The sequence below is a fragment of the Trabulsiella odontotermitis genome (assembly GCF_001188485.1).
GTDB lineage: Bacteria > Pseudomonadota > Gammaproteobacteria > Enterobacterales > Enterobacteriaceae > Trabulsiella > Trabulsiella odontotermitis_A.
In genome coordinates this window covers 1-19666 of sequence record NZ_JNGH01000070.1, presented here as the reverse complement: position 1 = coordinate 19666, position 19666 = coordinate 1, and the positions used below count along the sequence as shown (strand labels likewise).

The 19666-nt window shown below is 54.5% G+C and carries 10 protein-coding genes and 9 pseudogenes; 7 read left to right on the top strand and 12 right to left on the bottom strand.

Annotation, left to right across the window (positions count from 1 at the left end; all coding sequences use genetic code 11):
• Positions 1–12 precede the first annotated feature (12 nt).
• A pseudogene (locus GM30_RS06855) lies at positions 13–1184 on the bottom strand (MFS transporter).
• A gap of 272 nt (positions 1185–1456) precedes the next feature.
• Positions 1457–2506: an NAD(P)-dependent alcohol dehydrogenase gene (locus GM30_RS06850; RefSeq protein WP_049848004.1), complete on the bottom strand. Its 1050-nt coding sequence runs from the start codon at positions 2504–2506 to the stop codon at positions 1457–1459.
• Between the two features lie 256 nt (positions 2507–2762).
• Between GM30_RS06850 and sra the strand changes: the two genes are divergently transcribed.
• Positions 2763–2903, top strand: coding sequence for a stationary-phase-induced ribosome-associated protein (gene sra, locus GM30_RS06845; RefSeq protein WP_049848003.1), 141 nt, complete (start codon positions 2763–2765; stop codon positions 2901–2903).
• A gap of 169 nt (positions 2904–3072) precedes the next feature.
• Here sra and GM30_RS06840 read toward each other — a convergent pair.
• Positions 3073–3711, bottom strand: a pseudogene (locus GM30_RS06840) (MFS transporter); the annotation flags it as partial.
• 443 nt (positions 3712–4154) lie between these two features.
• On the opposite strand from GM30_RS06840, the gene GM30_RS06835 reads away from it, so the two are divergent.
• From GM30_RS06835 to GM30_RS23975, 3 genes and pseudogenes are all read left to right on the top strand, one after another.
• A complete protein-coding gene (locus GM30_RS06835) occupies positions 4155–6248 on the top strand; it encodes an NAD-dependent malic enzyme (protein WP_072094060.1) in 2094 nt (697 codons plus the stop codon).
• A 301-nt stretch (positions 6249–6549) separates the two neighbouring features.
• Positions 6550–7332: pseudogene (locus GM30_RS06830) on the top strand (ATP-binding cassette domain-containing protein); the annotation flags it as partial.
• Positions 7331–7657: pseudogene (locus tag GM30_RS23975) on the top strand (malic enzyme-like NAD(P)-binding protein); the annotation flags it as partial. The pseudogenes GM30_RS06830 and GM30_RS23975, both read left to right, overlap by 2 nt.
• A gap of 1210 nt (positions 7658–8867) precedes the next feature.
• On the opposite strand, the pseudogene GM30_RS23970 reads toward GM30_RS23975, so the two are convergent.
• The 5 genes and pseudogenes from GM30_RS23970 to tnpA all read right to left on the bottom strand — a co-directional run.
• Positions 8868–9634 (bottom strand): annotated as a pseudogene (locus GM30_RS23970) (IS66 family transposase); the annotation flags it as partial.
• Between the two features lie 29 nt (positions 9635–9663).
• Positions 9664–9960, bottom strand: coding sequence for an IS66 family insertion sequence element accessory protein TnpB (gene tnpB, locus GM30_RS06805; RefSeq protein WP_049847999.1), 297 nt, complete (start codon positions 9958–9960; stop codon positions 9664–9666).
• A pseudogene (locus GM30_RS27830) lies at positions 9953–10424 on the bottom strand (transposase). Before GM30_RS27830 ends, tnpB (GM30_RS06805) begins: the two are co-directional and overlap by 8 nt.
• Before the next feature lie 85 nt (positions 10425–10509).
• A pseudogene (tnpB, locus tag GM30_RS23960) lies at positions 10510–10620 on the bottom strand (IS66 family insertion sequence element accessory protein TnpB); the annotation flags it as partial.
• A complete protein-coding gene (gene tnpA, locus GM30_RS06800) occupies positions 10617–11024 on the bottom strand; it encodes an IS66-like element accessory protein TnpA (protein WP_049848075.1) in 408 nt (135 codons plus the stop codon). The gene tnpA and the pseudogene tnpB (GM30_RS23960), both read right to left, overlap by 4 nt.
• Before the next feature lie 137 nt (positions 11025–11161).
• Between tnpA and GM30_RS06795 the strand changes: the two are divergent.
• Both GM30_RS06795 and GM30_RS27095 read left to right on the top strand, forming a co-directional pair.
• Positions 11162–12043: pseudogene (locus tag GM30_RS06795) on the top strand (ATP-binding cassette domain-containing protein); the annotation flags it as partial.
• A gap of 426 nt (positions 12044–12469) precedes the next feature.
• On the top strand, positions 12470–12910 hold the full coding sequence (locus GM30_RS27095) for an ATP-grasp domain-containing protein (protein ID WP_238582614.1): 441 nt from the start codon (positions 12470–12472) through the stop codon (positions 12908–12910).
• Between the two features lie 55 nt (positions 12911–12965).
• Here GM30_RS27095 and fdnI read toward each other — a convergent pair whose 3' ends face one another.
• The 3 genes from fdnI to fdnG are packed head-to-tail and all read right to left on the bottom strand — an operon-like array spanning position 12966 to position 17559.
• Positions 12966–13622, bottom strand: a complete 657-nt coding sequence (gene fdnI / locus GM30_RS06785) for a formate dehydrogenase-N subunit gamma (RefSeq protein WP_049847998.1) — start codon at positions 13620–13622, stop codon at positions 12966–12968.
• On the bottom strand, positions 13615–14499 hold the full coding sequence (gene fdxH, locus GM30_RS06780) for a formate dehydrogenase subunit beta (protein ID WP_049847997.1): 885 nt from the start codon (positions 14497–14499) through the stop codon (positions 13615–13617). Before fdxH ends, fdnI begins: the two co-directional genes overlap by 8 nt.
• Before the next feature lie 12 nt (positions 14500–14511).
• Positions 14512–17559, bottom strand: a complete 3048-nt coding sequence (fdnG, locus tag GM30_RS06775) for a formate dehydrogenase-N subunit alpha (protein WP_124966051.1) — start codon at positions 17557–17559, stop codon at positions 14512–14514.
• Positions 17560–17784: 225 nt separating this feature from the next.
• Here fdnG and yddG point away from each other — a divergent pair, with 225 nt between their 5' ends.
• Positions 17785–18663, top strand: a complete 879-nt coding sequence (gene yddG / locus GM30_RS06765) for an aromatic amino acid DMT transporter YddG (RefSeq protein WP_049847994.1) — start codon at positions 17785–17787, stop codon at positions 18661–18663.
• Position 18664: 1 nt separating this feature from the next.
• Here yddG and GM30_RS06760 read toward each other — a convergent pair.
• Positions 18665–19666: pseudogene (locus GM30_RS06760) on the bottom strand (MFS transporter); the annotation flags it as partial.

Genomic DNA, 19666 nt, shown 5'->3' with positions numbered 1-19666 from the left:
GGGCGCCGTTATTTATTGATGATGCTGGTGGCGAACCGCGCCCGCAGATCCCTGGCGGTGCCCTTCTCCGGCGATCACCACGCCCTGCGTTTCACGACCAAACGCCACAAAGACGCAGATCAGCACCGCGACAACACCCGCAACCAGCGCCATCGCCAGACCGTAATTACCGTTGTGGGTTTCGGCGATCCGCGCCTGCAGCGTCGCATTGACCGAGGCCAACAGGTTACCCAGTTGATAGACAAAGCCGGGCAAAACAGCGCGTGCATTGGCGGGCACCAGTTCGTTGAGCCACGTCGGCACCACGCCCCAGGCACCCTGCACCACAAACTGCATCAGAAACGCGCCAAGGCCGATGTTAAACGAGCCGGTGGAAAACGCCCACAGCGGGATCACCGGCAGCGCCAGAAACGCGCCAATCATGATCGCTTTTTTACGCCCTATCCGCTCGGACATAGCACCAAAGAGGATCCCACCGAGCATCGCGGCGATGTTATAAGCAATCGCAATAATACTGACGGTATGCGGGTCAAAACCGTGCTGCACTTTGAGGAACGTCGGATAGAGATCCTGCGTGCCGTGACTGAAGACCGGCGGGCGCCCAGCCATACCGGCGATTCCGGCACTTTAAACCAGATATAAGGCAGCAGCACGATCGGCAGCGCCCCGATCAGGAACATACCGCGCCAGCCCACCATGCTGTAGAACAGGCCGAAAATAATCGACGCCAACAGATAACCACAGGGGTAGCCAGCCTGGAATATTCCGGACATCAGTCCGCGTGAACGGTCAGGGATGGTCTCCATCGCCAGCGATGACGCAACGCCCCAGATCCCGCCCATCGCGATACCGTAAAGCACACGAAAGGCAAGAAATGCGGTAAAGCTCGGAGACCATGCGGAAAGCAGCTCAAACAGCGTAAAGAAGAGAATATTGAGCATCAGGATCGGGCGGCGGCCATACTTTTCCGCCAGCCGACCAAACAGCAACGCACCGATGGGACGCACCGCCAGCGTGAGCATAATGGCGATGGAAACATCGGCGACGGAGGCGTGAAACCAGTCCGCGAGGTCGCTTAAAACAAAAACAAGGATGAAGAAATCAAAGGCATCGAGCATCCAGCTGGTAAAGCTGGCGAACGCCACATGCCGTTGCGTCGTGCTCCAGTCGAAGGGTGTAAACATAGGTCGTGTCCTGCGTTAATGCCGCAGCGCGGCGGGATCCATCAGGCTTTGAACTGGCAAGGAGGGAGTGAACGGCCCTGTCGTCAAAGACGTCACAGGCGGCTTTTGCGTCGCTTGATTGTTATTGTTTTGTATATAGCATGTAAATTAGCGTCAACGAGCAAGCAATGATTACATTTTGTTAACACTTCCCGTTTTGCACATGAATTGACACATTATTGTGAGGGATTTGATTCGCCCGCGAGCGCGGGCGAAGAAAAGAAATCACTAACTTAAGCGGCAGAAAGTGATGCCATATCAATGACGAAGCGGTATTTCACATCGCTTTTCAGCAACCGTTCGTAGGCGGCGTTGATATCCTGAATGTTGATCACTTCCACATCCGAAACAATGCCGTGCTCCGCGCAGAAATCGAGCATCTCCTGCGTTTCGGCAATACCGCCAATGCACGACCCGGCGATGGAACGGCGACCGGTGATCAATGGCAGGGTGTTGAAAACCGGGCTGTCACCCAACTGGCCGACAAAAACCAGCGTGCCGTCGAGCGTCAGCGTGGGCAGATACGGATTAATATCGTGCTCATAAGGTACGGTATCGATAATTAAATCAAACTGATTCTGCACGGACTGCATCTGTGCGTCATCCGTTGACAACACCACGTTGTGCGCACCAAGGCGACGGGCATCCGCCTCTTTGCCGGGCGAGCGGGTAAACAGCGTGACTTCAGCGCCCAGGGCATGCGCCAGCTTCAGCGCCATATGGCCCAGCCCACCGAGACCAATCACTGCCACTTTGCTGTTGGCGCCGATGTGCCAGTGACGCAGCGGCGACCAGGTGGTGATCCCGGCGCACAATAGCGGTGCCACACCTTTCAGATCCATATTTTTCGGCAGATGCAGGACGAAGTCCTGACTGGCGAGAATGTATTGTGAATAGCCGCCGAAGGTTTGCGTATGGTCGTGGCGGTCACGTCCGTTGTAGGTTTGCGTATTGCCCTCTTCGCAATACTGCTCGAGCCCGTCTTTACAAGGCGCGCAAATACGGCAGGAATCAACCATACAGCCGATGGCAGCCAGATCGCCGGGCTTAAATTTTGTGACACTGTCACCGATGGCAGTCACCCGCCCGACGATTTCATGCCCCGGCACGATAGGATATTCGCTAAAGCCCCAGTCGTTACGGGCCTGGTGGAGATCGGAGTGGCAAACGCCACAGTAGAGAATTTCAAGAGTGATATCATCTGGACGCGGCGCACGGCGCTCGAAAGTGTATGGCGCCAGCGCGGCAGACGGTGTTTGTGCAGCATAACCCAGTACTTTCATGGTTAAAGCCCTCATTAGACAACAACGGTAACAATTGCTGAGATGCAAGGCGTGCTCGCCGGATGATAACGCCAAAGTAAAGAAAGGCGAAACTGCCCGGAGAATGTTCTTAAACCCGGCGGCCTGATTTGCTATTTCGGTTGAGATGATCGACTATCTTTACTGCATCACATTTAACCGATGCTCTATGGGGTTACATTTCGTCCGGCTGCGCCGGGCTTGTCCTTGAAACCAGAAACAGGATTAAGGAGTAAGAATGAAATCGAACCGTCAGGCACGTCACCTCCTCGGCTTGAACTACAAGCTTTCTAACCAGAAAAAAGTGCTTATCGAAGACAATCACGAAACGCTGGTAAACCACGCTCACTCAACCGGCCGTAAACGCCGCGAAGAGTAACCGTTCGCTGAAAGGATGACCCATGACACCATCTTCCCACGGAGATGGTGTTTTTTTATTTTCGAAAACCACAGATTTACCCTTTTCGTTAACATTTGATTTATACTTTGGCGCTCCTGTCGTACCCCTAAAACCCTGTCATGGACTGGAAAGATGACAAAGGAGTGTTCCACTGACTGCGCAGCACCGGCCACAGCGCTGTACTCTCTTTACGCTCGTGGGCAGCCAGCCATACCGGCGATTCCGGCACTTTAAACCAGATATAAGGCAGCAGCACGATCGGCAACGCCCCGATCAAGAACATACCACGCCAGCCAACCGTGCTGTAGAACAGGCCAAAAATGGCCGACGCTACCAGATACCCACAGGGGTAACCAGCCTGGAATATTCCGGACATCAGTCCACGGGAGCGGTCAGGGATAGTCTCCATCGCCAGCGATGAGGCAACCCCCCAGATCCCCCCCATCGCGACACCATAAAGTACGCGGAATGCGAGAAATACTGTAAAGTTCGGAGACCATGCGGAAAGTAGCTCAAACAGCGTAAAGAAGAGAATATTGAGCATCAGGAGCGGGCGGCGGCCATATCTTTCCGCCAGCCGGCCAAACAACAATGCACCGATGGGACGTACCGCCAGTGTGAGCATAATGGCAATAGAAACATCGGCAACCGAAGCATGAAACCAGTCCGCGAGGTCGCTTAAAACAAAAACCAGAATAAAAAAATCAAAAGAATCAAGCATCCAGCTGACAAAACTGGCGAATGCCACGTGTCGTTGTGTGTTGTTCCAGTCTAGGGGGGTAAACATAGATAATGTCCTGTGTTAATGCCGTAGCGCGGCAGACTTCATAATGACAGGGAGGAAACAAACGCCCCTGTTATTAAGGATTTCACATGCGTTTTTACGCTGTCTGATTGTTATCTTCATGTATTTAATATGTAAATTAACATCAGCACAAAAAACAATAATTACAATTTATTAACACAAGTCATTTTATGCATCTTTTGACACATTTTTTTTGGGGTTTTATTTGCCCGTAAGAGCAAACAAAGGTTAAATGCCACCCGGGAAGGTGGAAAGTATTATTCAGACAGGTTGTGAACGAAATGTTTCTGTGTATTGTCCGTAACAGAATACTATTTGGGATCAGCAATCGTTTTCATTCACTTCCCCTTCGATTTATATTTTGGTGCCCTGCTCCCCCTGAAACCCTGTCATGGACTGGAAAAATGACAACGGAGTAAAGTGAGATGTTACTAAATCATAAAAAAAACCGTTCCCTTTATATCCCTTACGCTGGCCCTGTTCTGCTTGAATTCCCGTTGTTGAACAAAGGCAGCGCCTTCAGCATGGAAGAGCGCCGCAGCTTTAACCTGCTCGGACTCTTGCCCGAAGTGGTGGAATCCATTGAAGAGCAGGCTGAGCGCGCCTGGATCCAGTATCAGGGCTTTAAGACGGAAATCGACAAACACATTTACCTGCGTAATATTCAGGACACCAACGAAACCCTCTTCTACCGACTGGTGGAAAATCACCTTGAAGAGATGATGCCGGTGATCTACACCCCGACCGTGGGTGCAGCCTGTGAACGTTTTTCTGAGATTTACCGCCGCGCGCGTGGTGTGTTTATCTCCTACGAAAACCGGCAGTATATGGACGATATTCTGCAGAACGTCCCCAACCACAATATCAAAGTGATCGTGGTGACCGACGGCGAGCGCATTCTCGGCCTCGGTGACCAGGGCATCGGCGGGATGGGCATTCCGATCGGCAAACTGTCGCTCTACACCGCCTGCGGCGGCATCAGTCCGGCCTATACGCTGCCAGTGGTGCTGGACGTTGGGACCAATAACCAGCAACTGCTGAACGATCCGCTCTATATGGGCTGGCGCCACCCGCGTATTACTGGCGAAGAGTACTATCAGTTCGTCGATGATTTCATTCAGGCGGTGAAACAGCGCTGGCCTGACGTGCTGCTGCAGTTTGAAGATTTCGCGCAGAACAACGCCATGCCGGTGCTGACCCGCTATCGCGACGAGATCTGCTCCTTTAACGATGACATTCAGGGTACCGCCGCGGTCACGCTCGGCACGCTGATCGCCGCCAGCCGTGCGGCGGGCAGCCAGTTAAGTGAGCAAAAAATTGTGTTCCTCGGCGCGGGTTCCGCAGGCTGCGGCATCGCCGAGCAAATTGTGGCGCAGATCCAGCGTGAAGGGCTCAGCGAAGAGGCCGCTCGCCAGCGCGTGTTTATGAATATCAAAGTGATCGTGGTGACCGACGGCGAGCGCATTCTCGGCCTCGGTGACCAGGGCATCGGCGGAATGGGCATTCCGATCGGCAAACTGTCGCTCTACACCGCCTGCGGCGGTATCAGCCCGGCCTATACCCTGCCGGTAGTGCTGGATGTCGGCACCAATAACCAGCAGTTGCTGAACGATCCGCTCTATATGGGCTGGCGCCACCCGCGTATTACTGGCGAAGAGTACTACCAGTTCGTCACGCGTCCTATCGTCATGCCGCTGTCGAACCCGACCTCGCGCGTGGAAGCGACGCCGCAGGATATTATTACCTGGACCGAAGGTAATGCCCTGGTGGCTACCGGCAGCCCGTTTGCGCCGGTGGTGTGGAAAGACAAAATTTACCCCATCGTCGACCGTTTCGGACTGCTGACCGATCAGATGCCTAACCTGCTGTCGTTCCAGACAAAACTGGTGCAAAAACGCGATAATCTGACCGGCTGGGATACCGATAACGATGCGCTGTCGCTGCTCGATGTGGTGCGTAATGTGAAACCAGACATTCTGATTGGCGTGTCGGGGCAGATTGGCCTGTTCTCGGAAGAGATCATCCGTGAAATGCACAAACATTGCCCGCGTCCTATCGTCATGCCGCTGTCGAACCCGACCTCGCGCGTGGAAGCGACGCCGCAGGATATTATTGCCTGGACCGAAGGTAATGCCCTGGTTGCCACCGGCAGCCCGTTTGCGCCAGTGGTGTGGAAAGACAAAATTTACCCCATTGCCCAGTGTAACAACGCCTATATTTTCCCTGGCATCGGGCTTGGCGTTATCGCCTCTGGCGCATCACGCATCACCGACGAGATGCTGATGGCCGCCAGCGAAGCGCTGGCTGAGCACTCGCCACTGGTCAATGACGGCGAAGGTATGGTGCTGCCGCCGCTGAGTGAAATTAAAGCAGTCTCCCGGGCAATCGCCTTTGCGGTAGGTAAAATGGCGCAGCAGCAAGGCATGGCGGTGAAAACCTCCGCCGAAGCGTTATTGCAGGCCATTGACGATAATTTCTGGTTACCGGAATACCGCAGCTACCGCAGAACCTCCATCTGATCCCCCTTCCAGCCCGGCGAGTTCACCTTGCCGGGCTGGCAAATCGCGCTTTTCCCCGCTACACTGCTTTCACCCATTAACTTACTGAATAGAAAAGGAGGATCCCCATGCTGTACTGTGAACATCTTATTGTTTCACATGCATTTGGCGATCGTGCCAGCTCAAGCGTTATCGGTTTCGTGCTGCGATAACTTCGGCTTGAGCGAAGAAACACTGTCTTAATCCCTTCCCTCGGGCTTACCGGGTTATCGTCAGCGATGTATGACGAGGTACTGCTGTACCTGTAACTCTTGAGTAAGCAATGAGCACATTACTGACTGCACAATCTCTCCACGTGGACACTCCGTTTGGTCCGCTGTTTTCTGACATCTCTTTCACGCTGAAAAAAGGCGATCGCCTGGGTCTGATTGGTTACAATGGCTGCGGCAAAAGCACGTTATTAAAGGTGCTGGACGGTACGCTGTCACCCACCTCAGGTAGCCTGTCGAAAGCCAATCATTGCCTGCTGGCCCGCGTTGAACAGCATCTTCCGGCTGAGGTTTACCCGCTGACGATGCGTGATGCGGTGCTGGCGCAATTGCCTCCTGCCGAACGTGAAAGCCAGCGCTGGCGCGCCGACGCGTTGCTGGCGGAGATGGGTTTCAGCGAGGCGGATAGTCTGCTGCAATCCGGGACGCTGAGCGGGGGTCAACATACGCGGCTATTATTAGCGCGCGCGCTGATCCACCAGCCTGACCTGCTGTTGCTGGATGAACCCAGTAACCACCTCGATCTTCCCACCCTTCTGTGGCTGGAAAGCTTCCTTAAAAACTGGCACGGAAGCTTCATACTGGTTTCCCATGACATTCACTTATTGGATGTTGTAACTAATGGAACGTTAATTCTGCGCGATAAGACACTTTACAGCTTCGCCCTGCCGTGTACGGCGGCGCGTGAGGCTCGAATAGCGCAGGATGAGAGCGATGCGCTGCGCTTCAAAGCCGAACAAAAGGAGATTGACCGCATCACCACCAGCGCTAAACGGCTGGCCATCTGGGGACGGACGTATGACAACGAAGATCTGTCGCGCAAGGCCAAACAGATGGGCCCAGTGTAACAACGCCTATATTTTCCCTGGCATCGGGCTTGGCGTTATCGCCTCTGGCGCATCACGTATTACCGACGAGATGCTGATGGCCGCCAGCGAAGCGCTGGCTGAGCACTCGCCACTGGTCAACGACGGCGAAGGTATGGTGCTGCCGCCGCTAAAAGAGATCAAGGGGGTTTCCCGGGCGATCGCCTTCGCCGTGGGTAAAATGGCGCAGCAACAGGACGTGGCGGTGAAAACGTCCGCGGAAGCATTGTGCCAGGCGATTGACAATAACTTCTGGCTACCGGAATACGGCAGCTATCGCAGAACCTCTGTCTGACCACCTTCCGGCCCTGCATTGTATGCATCTGCCGTTGGGCTGGACTTCCGTTTATCTGTTTCGTAAGCGATGAGATGGTCTTCCCCCCTTCACGGTTGCCCCCATTTACGCCATGAGAGATAAACTTTAATCAAGACGCAGATACTGTTTATCCGTGGTCTTATCATCATGACCTGATAACAGGCTGGATATTGGTTCTGTTAACCGTGCAGCGATAAGGGTGCAGGAAACAATGGGGATAACCGTGCCGAAGATAACTGCATTCATACACTACCCTAAACTGGGTGACCAGTGAATACATTACCACCTGATCTGCTGAGCGGATGAGTTTATTCTTTAAAGACTATTAACATCATCCATTGCCTATACCAGTCGTATTGAAGGGGAGAAAAAAAATAACAGCCCCCCACTGGTCATAAGGCCAGTGGGGGGGAACAGTGAGTTTGGTTTTTATTGTCAGGTGGATTGTGTCGTTTGTGGATTGAAGGTAATAGACAGCGTTATCGGCGCGAAAACTATCAGGCCGGGCGGTAATTGTAAGTCGGTACTATCGGGCAGGTGCAACCTCCGCCAGCAAGTGCAGCACCGGGCTGGTCTGGGAAGTATATAACATGCTGGAGGATTTTGACTGGCGCCCGCATCGCGATAAAGATTTTTAATCTGTTACGAGGTTTCATGATGAAGCAACACTGGCTCCTGGCCCTTCTCTTTTTCAGTTTTGGCCTCTGGCTGCCTCTGGCACACTGTGCGTCAGCTATGGTCATTTTATGTCGGGGGCGCCCGTTGATGACACTCTCACAAATCGATTACGGGCTGATAACCGAGCAGTGGGCCGATCAGTTTCAAGTGGCACAGGGGTATGAGAGCACACATCTGCCTGACAGCGAACTTGTCCGTCTTTACCGTTTTCGAAATGGTGACCAGTGGTTCCGGGATATGAAGAATGGACGCAATTTCTTTTCTTACGCAGGGCGGGATGTTCTGGAACCATGCACAACAGGACACTGGTATCCACTACCTGCCATAACTCCGCCACGATGGACAGGAAGATAACCCTCCCTCTAACTAATGTGATGATTAAGCAGACTGGATAATAAGGGGCGAAGTCAGTTAACATTCAACCGCCACGCCCCGATATAGCCCCCCTTGATACCATTCATGTCGGAGGACGATAGCGGAAGTTGTGATGTTGGTGCAATCAGTACGACAGATGCAGTTTGCGGCAGTCCGTCACGTAGTGGTAAAGGGCTTCATCCAGTGGTGCCATTAACTGGCAACAGGCATCCACCCAGTTGGAGAGCAGCGCCTGGTTCAGATCCACGCCCTGACACGCAAGGATTTCAGTCTGGCAATACAGTGGCATATATTCACAGTACTTGCCCGTTAACACACGGGCCAGCAGACCCGGTCCGGCGATACCGCGATTGATGGGGCGTGATGGTACAGGCACCTGTACGATAGCGTCGCATTTTGTACAGGCCTTTTTCACTCCGACCATGCAGTTCACTTTCAGGGCACCGGAGATCAGTTCCGGTTGCTCCACGCTGCCTTCGCTGAGGTACTCCATTCCGCTGCCGCATTCCGGACAACAGGTTTCCGCAGGCTCCGGTCAGTGTATCTCGCGGGGAAGGTGTTCCGGTAACGGGCGACGATGGCGGGACTGGTGAGGTACCTGAGGATCGTCTTACCGTCTGTTGTAGTGATCACTTTGCTGCTCCTGCTGTTTCAGCAGGGCTTTGGCTTCTCGACCTGCCGGTATAACTTTCCTGAGCGGGTACCGAACAGCATTCAGCGCAGCTTTTCTATCTGTGCCCGCAGGTGCTCTATTTCGCGCTCTTCGTTCTCTATTTTCTCTTCTGCGCGGGCCAGCGCCGAACGCAGGAACGACTCAGTCTCTGCCACGAGACTGAGCTGACAGTCTTTCTGGCGAAGCGCATTTTCCGGCGCGGCGATACGGGCGAGATAGTCCTGACTCATGGCCACATTTATAATGCGGTTATGACCTTTTACAACATTGTCAGTGAGTTAAGTCGGCCTGTTTTTGGCTGACGCCAGTCCAGCTTATCGAGGAGTATGGCGAGTTGTGAGCGGGTGATGGCGATTTTACTGTCGCGTACAGCAGGCCAGATGAAGTGGCCTTCTTCCAGGCGTTTGGCGAACAGGTTCAGACCGTCAGCATCAGCCCAGAGGATCTTCACGGTGTCACCTTTGCGGCCACGGAAGATAAACAGATGGCCGGAGAACGGATTTTCATCAGGTGCATGCAGTACCTGCTCGCCGAGACCATTGAACAATTTACACATATCCGTGACACCAGTAACCAGTCAGATACGGGTGCCCGACGGGAGGGATATCATTGTCTTCTCCCGGTCAGCTCGCAGAGCAGCACGGCCAGCAGTTCTGGTGACGGATTCTCAAGCGTCATTTTGCCGTAGCGGAACTCAACACAACAGGAGGTGGCATTCAGAGCTGAGAGCTAACCCGGGTCAGTGTTCGTCTCACCTGTTGGTGCTGGATCAGGTATCACCTCGACAGGCAGCATCATCGGTGATGATGAAGATTCGACAGTTACCGGAAGGAGGCGTGATATACGACCTTCATCCTACCAGAGCCGCAGCCATTTAAAGATGACGTTATCATTGATGCCATTTTCACGGGCAATCTGAGCAACGCAGGCTCCGGGGCGGGAAGCAAGTTTGACGATACGTAGCCTGAAGTCATTGGGATAATTTTTACGGGGTTCTTTTCGCCAGGATTGGGATTCCATACTTAGATGTCCGTCTGTACAGGTGGACATCTAAGTTACCAGCACTGGCTCAATGGCTACATACGGCACTGGGTTTACGCTTACGATCGTCTTTCAGCGTCGTCTGCACCTTTGCCGCCAGGCCGTTGAAGCCGTTTCGCATATCGGTGATGCCGGCGACCAGCCAGATTTTTGTCCCCGATGGTAGTGGGATCACCGTTTGAGCTCCTGTATCAGCAGGTTCAGGAGGTTTTCGCTGACAACGCCGTTGAGGCGAAGCGTCCCGTGCCGGAAGGTCACTTCACAGCTGATATTGAGTGATTCAGGTACCGCAGCAGCTACAGATTGTGACCGGGAAGAGTCCGCGGGGACATCTTCGGCATCAAGTGTTATCGGGAGCAGTTCAGGCATGCGGTTTTCTGTTGTTGAAGGAGAAGGTAGTTTCCCTTCACGCCAGTACTGGCGCCATTTGAACAGAAGATTGGCGTTGTTCCCATTTTCACGCGCCAGTTTTGATATGGATACCCCGGGCTTACAGGAAGCGGCAACAAGCTGCTGCTTAAATTCGGGAGAATAATTAGGGCAACCTTTACGCTTGCCGGGAATAACGTTTTTCTGCATATCTGACACTTTGGTTCCCACCACTATTTGGTGTACACCACTTTGTCGAATACATCAGATTATGACCAGATGGCTCTCGCTGGACGCTTACTGTTATACACAGTGACAGAGGTGGTCATTGTCGCACCGTTAGTGACAAAGTGACGGCCGGTAGCCACTGGCAGTTGCAACTTCAGGGCGACGCCCTTCGCGCTGACCGCCTGCTGGAAATGGACGCGCTGAGCGTCTCCCCTGCACCCGGCGTCCCCCCGCTGTTTACCGCCCCGCTTGCGCGCCTGAAAAGCGGTGACCGGGTCGCGATCATGGGCCGTAACGGTTGCGGGAAATCGACGCTGTTAAAGCAGATCTGGCAGCATTTTCAGGGTATTGAGAATGCACAGCTGAAGCTGCACCCGCGCGTCAGTCTCGGTTATTACGACCAGACGCTGCATCAGCTACCGGACGACGCAACGCTGCTCGGGGCGCTGGAGCCGTTCGCCCCGGCCGCTGAAATCAGGAAACGAGCGCTGATTGGTGCCGGTTTTCCATGGGCGCAGCACGGCAAGAACGTCAGCACATTAAGCGGCGGCGAGCGTTCGCGTTTGCTGTTTGTCGGTCTGTCGCTGGCGCGCTACAGCCTGCTGATGCTTGATGAGCCAACCAATCATCTGGATATGGAAGGCAAAGAAGCGTTAGCGGACACCCTTCGCGACTATGCAGGCGGCGTGCTGCTGGTCAGCCATGACCGTAAACTGATTAGCGAAAGCTGTAACCGTTTCTGGCTGATTGATAACGGCCAGCTCAGCGAATGGCACGATCTGGATGCGGTCGCGGAGAAACTGCGAACCGTTACGGTGACCGATGCCGTTTGTACGCCAGAAACGGCGGTTATCCCGACACAGGAAGAGCACCTGCTGGAACGGCTGATCATGCTGGAAACCCGACTGGCAGAGGATCAGGCCCGCAAACCGAAGCACCAGAAACCGGCGCTGCAGGCGCAATGGCGTAAGGAGATTGCGGCGATTAACGCAAAACTATAAATCGTGGGGTGGCGCAAGCTGCCCCTTTTTCTATTTTGGGGAGCCGCATCGGTTACCGGAACACCGGCAGTTGCAACGGCAGCAACACATATCCACACTGCGGATGGGTTTATCTAACCCAAACTGGCACGGTGATAGCGTCAGTGAAAGGAATTACCATTCTAAGGAGCAAGGTATGCAGATTATTTATCCCGATGATTATTCCAGTCAGGCCCACCCGGACGAGACCTTTGCGCAGGAGTATTTTTGCGCCCAACAAAACGGCATAAACTGCCTGCTGCTGGCCTCAGAAGCAGCCGCCATGGGTAAGTACAAATTCTCCGGTGTGATTGAGCCTGATATCCCCGTGATCTGGCGTGGATGGATGCTCAATGAGGATGAATATCGTCAGCTGGCTCGTGCCGTGGAAACGCGNCACCTGAAACCGTGCTGACGACACCGGATGCGGATTTTGACACGCTGACCCGCCAGTTGCAGTGGCCCGCGTACTTTGTGAAGGATTACGTCAAATCGCTAACGACTTCCCGCGGCTCGGTGGCGAAAAACGCCGATGAAATTCGCGAGGTGCTGAAACTGATCGCCCACTACCGTGGCACCATTGAAGGCGGCGTGAGTGTGCGGCGTTTTGAAAGCTTCGTGTTGGATACTGAGCGTCGGTACTTTGTGCTCAACGGTAAGGTATTTTCAGCGGACGATGTTGTGCCTGAACAGGTTGAAGCCATTGCCCGCTGCGTGAACACACCGTTTTACTCGATAGACGTAGTGAAGAATACCGATGGCGAACTACGGCTGGTTGAGATTGGCGACGGACAGGTGTCGGACGTTAAAGAATGGGATATCGAAAAATTCGTCGCGATGTTCGGCTAAACAGAAAAAATCCCCGCACTCGATATGAATGCGGGGATTTTGCACAGAACCGGCGTTACTTAATCCCTTCTGCGCCCTCTTTTTTCGCTTCCAGTTTTTCGATATCACGATACCAGCGCGGGTGGTGTTTTTTCGCCCAGCGGCGGCTCACCTTCCCTTCAATCATGCCTTTAATCGATCCTTTCACCCAGAATGCCATGTAGATATGGATCAGAATGGCGTGAATCAAAATAATGGCTGCGGTCGCGTGGATCAGCAGACTGTAGCGAATCACCTGCATCGGGAAATAGTCGGCAAAGTACGGACGCCAGATAATAATGCCAGTGACCAGTAGTACGAAAATCATGCTCATGATTGACCAGAACATCATCTTTTGCCCGGCGTTGTATTTACCGACATCCGCCACTTTGTGCTCGTTGCCTTTCAGGACTTCGACAATCCCTTTCAGCCACGGAATATCCTTTTTGTCCGGGATATTGTGATGAACGAAGCGCACAAACATAAACATCAGCGCAAAGAAGATCACCACGCCGAAGAAAGGATGCAGAATGCGCCCCATCTGCGGCGTCCCGAAGGTTTCCGTCAGCCACTGCAGGGTCGGGAAGAAAAACGAAATCCCCGACAACGACACCAGAAAGAAGCAGATGACCACCGTCCAGTGACAGGCGCGGTCAATAAATTTTGTCCGCACAATCATTTTCGATTTATTCATCATGGCCTTCCTCGTCGTCGTCCACTTCCTTGTTGGGACCAATACCGATGTAGTGGTAAATCAGCCCGGCGAAAGTAGCGATAAAGCCCGCGGCAGCCAGCGGTTTCAGCGCCCCTTTCCACAGCGTGATACTGGTATCAATCTTCGGCTCTTTTGGCAGATTGTGGTACAGCCCGGGTTCGTCGGCATGATGCAGAACGTACATCACGTGTGTGCCGCCAACGCCTTCCGGGTTGTAGATCCCCGCCTGCGGATAACCGCGCGCTTTCAGCTTATCCACCCGCGCCTGGGCCACGTCCAGCATCTCTTTTTTGGTGCCGAAGTGAATCGCGCCCGTCGGACAGGTCTTCACGCACGCCGGCTCCTGACCCATGCTGACACGGTCAACGCACAGCGTGCATTTGTAGACGCGGTTGTCCTCTTTACTGAGACGCGGAACGTTGAACGGACAGCCTGCGATACAGTAGCCGCAGCCGATGCAGTTTTCCTGCTGGAAATCGACGATACCGTTGGCGTACTGAATAATCGCCCCCGCGGACGGGCACGCCTTCAGACAGCCCGGATCCTCGCAGTGCATACAGCCGTCTTTGCGGATCAACCACTCCAGCTTGCCGTTCTGTTCAGTTTCGCTAAAACGCATCACCGTCCAGGATTTGGCGCTCAGATCGGCGGGGTTGTCGTACACCCCGACGCAGTGCCCTACCTCATCGCGGATATCATTCCACTCTGAACAGGCCACCTGGCAGGCTTTGCAACCCACGCAGGAGGAGACATCGATAAGCTTCGCCACTTCCTCTTTGTAATCACGCGCGCGCGGGGCGGGCGTGACTGGATTGGTGGCGGAGCGCTTGATAATGTCCTGTGTTTCCATTGACATAAGTTCGCTCCTTTACGCCTTCTCGATGTTGACCAGAAACGCTTTGTACTCCGGCGTTTGCGAGTTGGAATCGCCGACGTTCGGCGTCAGGGTATTGGCGAGATAACCTTTCTGCGTTACCCCTTCAAAGCCCCAGTGCAGCGGGATCCCGATGGTTTCCACCTGCTGACCGTGCACGTTCAGTGCCTGCAAACGACGCGTAACCACCGCAACCGCACGAATAAAGCCGCGCTTGCTGCTGACCTTCACGCTGTCGCCGTTGGCGATGCCTTTTGACTTCGCCAGCGTTTCGCTGATTTCAACAAACTGCTGCGGCTGGGCAATCGCGTTCAGGCGCGCGTGTTTGGTCCAGGTGTGGAAGTGCTCGGTCAGACGATACGTGGTGCCGACATACGGGAATTTGTCTTTCTTACCCATACGCTGCGCGTCTTCGTCATACAACCGCACCACCGGACTGGAGATCACGTTCGGGTGCAGCGGGTTGGTGCCCAGCGGCGTTTCCATCGGCTCGTAGTGTTCCGGGAACGGACCTTCTGCCAGCTTGTCGAGTGCAAACAGACGCCCCAGACCTTCCGGCTGCATGATGAACGGCCCGGTGGCACTGCCCGGTGCGGCGGTGTTGAAGTCAGGAATGTCGTTCCCGCTCCACTTCGCGCCATCCCACTGGATCAGCATCCGTTTCGGATCCCACGGTTTACCCTGCGGATCCGCCGACGCACGGTTGTACAGCACGCGACGGTTCAGCGGCCACGCCCATGCCCAGCCCAGCGTATTGCCAAGGCCGGATGGATCGGCGTTGTCGCGGTTAGCCATCTGGTTGCCCTTCTCGGTCCAGCTGCCGGTGTAGATCCAGCATGACGACGACGTGGTGCCATCGTCACGCAGCAGCGCAAAGCTGCTCAGCAGCTCGCCCTTCTTCGCCACCAGCACGCCATTCGCGTCAAAGAGATCCGCCAGCGCATAGCCGTTGTTCTCTTTCGCCACTTCGTCCGATTCCGGGTGATCCGGCTGTTTGTACGCCCAGCGCATTTTCAGCAGCGGTTCTGCGCCTTTTCCACCCTCGTTACGGTACATATCCCGCAGACGATGGAAGAGTCCGGCCAGAATTTCACCGTCGTTACGCGCTTCTCCAGGTGCTTCGCCGCCCTTCCAGTGCCACTGCAACCAGCGACCGGAGTTGGCAATAGAACCGTCTTCTTCCGCAAAGCAGGTCGACGGCAGGCGGAACACTTCGGTCTGAATGGACGCGGTATCAACGTCATTCATCTCGCCGTGGTTCTGCCAGAAGTTGGAGGTTTCCGTTACCAGCGGATCGATAACCACCATGTACTTCAGCTTACTCAGGCTGCGCACCACTTTGTTTTTGTCCGGGAATGAGGCCACCGGGTTGAAGCCCTGGCAGATGTAGCCGTTGACTTCGCCTTTGTCCATCTTGTTGAAATACTTGATGACATCCCAGGCCTGATCCCATTTCGGCAACCAGTCGTACCCCCAGTTATTGTCCTTCTGCGCCGCGTCGCCGTAGAACGATTTCATCAGGCTGACGAAGAACTTCGGATAGTTGCTCCAGTAGTTCACCTGTTCAGCCAGCATCGCTTTCGGCGTGTTGGCCGTCAGATAGCTTTGCAGATCGGTGTGCTTCTCTGACGGCAGCGTCAGATAGCCCGGCAGACTGGTCGACAGCAGCCCCAGATCCGTTAAGCCCTGAATGTTGGAGTGACCGCGCAGCGCGTTCACGCCGCCGCCCGCCATGCCCATGTTGCCGAGCAGCAACTGGATCATCGCCATGGTGCGGATGTTCTGCGCCCCGACGGTGTGCTGCGTCCAGCCCAGCGCATACAGGAAGGTGGTGGTTCTGTCCGCCGCGCTGGTAGACGCCAGCACCTCGCATACCCGCAAGAAATCCGCTTTCGGCGTGCCGCAGATGTTTTCCACCACGTCCGGCGTATAGCGGGAAACATGCTGTTTCAGCAACTGCCATACACAGCGCGGATGAGTCAGCGAATCATCACGTTTCGCCATACCGTTTTCGTCGAGCTGATAGCTCCAGGAGGATTTATCGTACTGGCGTTTTTCTGCGTCATAGCCGCTGAACAGCCCGTCGTCAAAGGCGTAATCCTCCCGCACCAGCAGCGCGGCGTTGGTATAGTGCTTAACGTATTCAGCGTTAATTTTGTTGTTTTCGATCAGATACAGCAGCACGCCCGACAGGAACGTAATGTCGGTACCGGAACGAATCGGCGCGTAAATATCGGCCACCGAGGCCGTACGGGTAAAGCGTGGATCGACAACGATCAACGTCGCATCGTTGTTATTTTTCGCTTCCATCGCCCAGCGGAAACCCACCGGATGCGCTTCAGCGGCGTTTCCGCCCATTACCATCACGACGTTGGCGTTTTTGATATCCACCCAGTGGTTGGTCATCGCACCGCGACCAAATGTTGGAGCAAGACTTGCTACCGTTGGTCCGTGTCAGACGCGTGCCTGGTTGTCTACCGCCAGCATGCCGAGAGAACGCACAAACTTCTGCGTCAGCATACCGGTCTCATTGCTCGCCGCAGAGGCGCACAGCATACCGGTGGAAAGCCAGCGGTTCACCGTTACGCCGAGATCGTTCTTCTCAATAAAGTTGGCATCGCGGTCCGCTTTCATCAGCGTCGCGATACGGTTGAACGCGTCATCCCAGGAGATGCGCTGCCATTTGTCCGAACCCGGCGCGCGATACTCTGGGTAACGCAGGCGATTTTCACTGTGGACGTAGTCCAGCAGCCCGGCGCCTTTTGGACACAGCGCTCCCCGGCTGACCGGATGATCGGAGTCTCCTTCGATATGGTAAATCGATTCTCTGGTGTTTTTCGCACCATCCCCAAGGCTATACATCAAAAGCCCACAACCTACGGAGCAATATGTGCAGGTATTACGAACTTCTTTAGCGCGCATTAATTTATAATTTCGCGCCTGAGCCAGCGCCATTTTGGGTGCAAAACCCAGCGCCGCTACCGTCGTCCCGGCCATACCGCCCGCGCAGATTTTAAAAAACTGTCTGCGGTTGACGTCCATTGTTTTCCTCGTTATTGATGGAGTGACTTCACCGGGAAAAGTAACAGCGCGGGTGTGGTTTTTTTTGCGGCAAATCAATAACCATTCTTTATGCCCACTAAATAGTTTAGTTTGTTGATTCCCGCTACTCACTTGGGAGTAGTTTCTGGAAATTTTAATCCAGTAAGTGGCAAAAAAGTGTTATAAATTCCGGTGTTAGTATTTAAGGGAAATAAAGAAAAAAAGATGACGACACAACGCGCAACATTAATTGGCCTGATTGCCATCATTCTCTGGAGCACTATGGTCGGGTTAATTCGTGGCGTCAGCGAGGGGCTTGGTCCTGTCGCCGGTGCGGCGATGATCTACTCCCTGAGTGGGCTGTTACTGGTTTTCACCGTCGGGATCCCGAAAATTCGCCAGTTCTCTGCGCGCTATCTGCTGGCCGGTTGTATTCTGTTCGTCAGTTATGAAATTTGTCTCGCGCTGTCGCTCGGCTATGCCGCGACGCGTCAGCAGGCGATTGAAGTTGGCATGGTGAATTATCTCTGGCCGAGCCTGACGATTCTGTTTGCTATTTTATTCAACGGTCAGAAATCCACGCTGTGGGTTATTCCGGGGTTAATTCTGGCGCTGCTTGGTGTCAGTTGGGTGCTCGGCGGCGATCGGGGGCTGAATATCAATGAAATTATCAGCAATATTATTTCCAGCCCGCTGAGCTATATTCTCGCCTTTATTGGCGCGTTTATCTGGGCCGCCTACTGTACTGTCACCGCGCGCTATGCGAAGGGTAAAAACGGCATCACCTTTTTTGTGTTACTGACCGGGCTCAGCCTGTGGGTTCACTATTTTCTTACCGACCAGCCGCCGATGCATTTTAGCTGGCCAGTCACTATTAAACTGCTGATGTGTGCCCTGTCATTAGGATTTGCCTATGCGGCGTGGAATATCGGTATTCTGCATGGCAACGTCAGTTTGTTAGCGGTTGGCTCCTATTTCACCCCGGTGCTCTCTTCCGCGCTGGCGTCATTTTTACTCAGCGCGCCGCTGTCATGGTCTTTCTGGCAGGGTGCCGGCATGGTGTGCATCGGCTCCCTGCTCTGCTGGTACGCGACGCGGAAATAACTCACTCTGCCGTACGGGTCGCTTTCGACAGACCAAACCAGATCCCCACTGCCAGCACCAGCAGCATGGTGCCGGCACTGAACAGCGCCACGCTGTGCNNGTAATAAACGCCTTTTTAGCCGCGGCTATCAGCGCATCCGCCACCGACGACGGCAGGTTCAACGCCACCTGCATGGCTTCCCCAATTGACGACGCGGCCTGCGTCGCCGTGGCACCGTCCAGCCCGTTCGGCAGTACGATGGAATCGTGGTAGCTGCGGGTCAGGATCAAACCAAACAGCGCGATGCCCAGCCCCGCGCCCAGTTCGTAGGCCATGGTTTCAATCGCCCCGGCTGCAGCGGCTTTCTCTTTTGGCGCAGCCGCCATGATTGCTGCCGTCGAGGCCAGCAATGCGCTGGCGGCGCTGAAACCCAGCAGCGTCATTAAGACCCACGCCTGCCGCTGTTGGGTACTGAAATCGGTCAGCGACAGGCCGAGAAAGCTCAGGGCACTCATCGCCATGCCTGCCGTTGCTACCCGCCGCAGGCCAAAACGGGAGACCAGCATCCCGGCCAACGGGCCGCTGAAACCGCTGGCGAGCATCACCGGCAGCATAAACATCCCGGCCTCAAACGGCGTTTTGCCATGCACAAACTGCAGTTCCTGTGCCATCAGCAATTCGAAGCCAACCAGCGTGATCATAGAGGTCATCGCCATCATCACCCCGCTCAGGATAATCGGGTGCATAAACAGCCGCATGTCGATCATCGGCGTACGGGTCGCGAGCTGAATACGCACAAACCTCACCAGCAATGCCGCGCCTGTCGTCAGGATCAGGCCAATCAGCCATATCGCCTGTTGCCCTTTCAGCGCCGTTTTCGCGCTGTAAACCAGCATCAGGATCGCGACGATCAACATCAGTGCCTGACCGATGTGCATCGGCTGTTCGCGACGCCCCTTCTGTGGCGGCACCACCCGCCAGCCGAGCACCATCACCACCAGCACAATCGGCACGTTGATCAGA

Excerpts from the sequence above, each read along its gene's own strand:
- GM30_RS06850 (WP_049848004.1), bottom strand. The coding sequence starts at position 2,506 with ATGAAAGTACTGGGTTATGCTGCACAAACACCGTCTGCCGCGCTGGCG.
- sra (WP_049848003.1), top strand. The coding sequence starts at position 2,763 with ATGAAATCGAACCGTCAGGCACGTCACCTCCTCGGCTTGAACTACAAG.
- GM30_RS06835 (WP_072094060.1), top strand. The coding sequence starts at position 4,155 with ATGTTACTAAATCATAAAAAAAACCGTTCCCTTTATATCCCTTACGCT.
- tnpB (WP_049847999.1), bottom strand. The coding sequence starts at position 9,960 with ATGTGTAAATTGTTCAATGGTCTCGGCGAGCAGGTACTGCATGCACCT.
- tnpA (WP_049848075.1), bottom strand. The coding sequence starts at position 11,024 with ATGCAGAAAAACGTTATTCCCGGCAAGCGTAAAGGTTGCCCTAATTAT.
- fdnI (WP_049847998.1), bottom strand. The coding sequence starts at position 13,622 with ATGAATAAATCGAAAATGATTGTGCGGACAAAATTTATTGACCGCGCC.
- fdxH (WP_049847997.1), bottom strand. The coding sequence starts at position 14,499 with ATGTCAATGGAAACACAGGACATTATCAAGCGCTCCGCCACCAATCCA.
- yddG (WP_049847994.1), top strand. The coding sequence starts at position 17,785 with ATGACGACACAACGCGCAACATTAATTGGCCTGATTGCCATCATTCTC.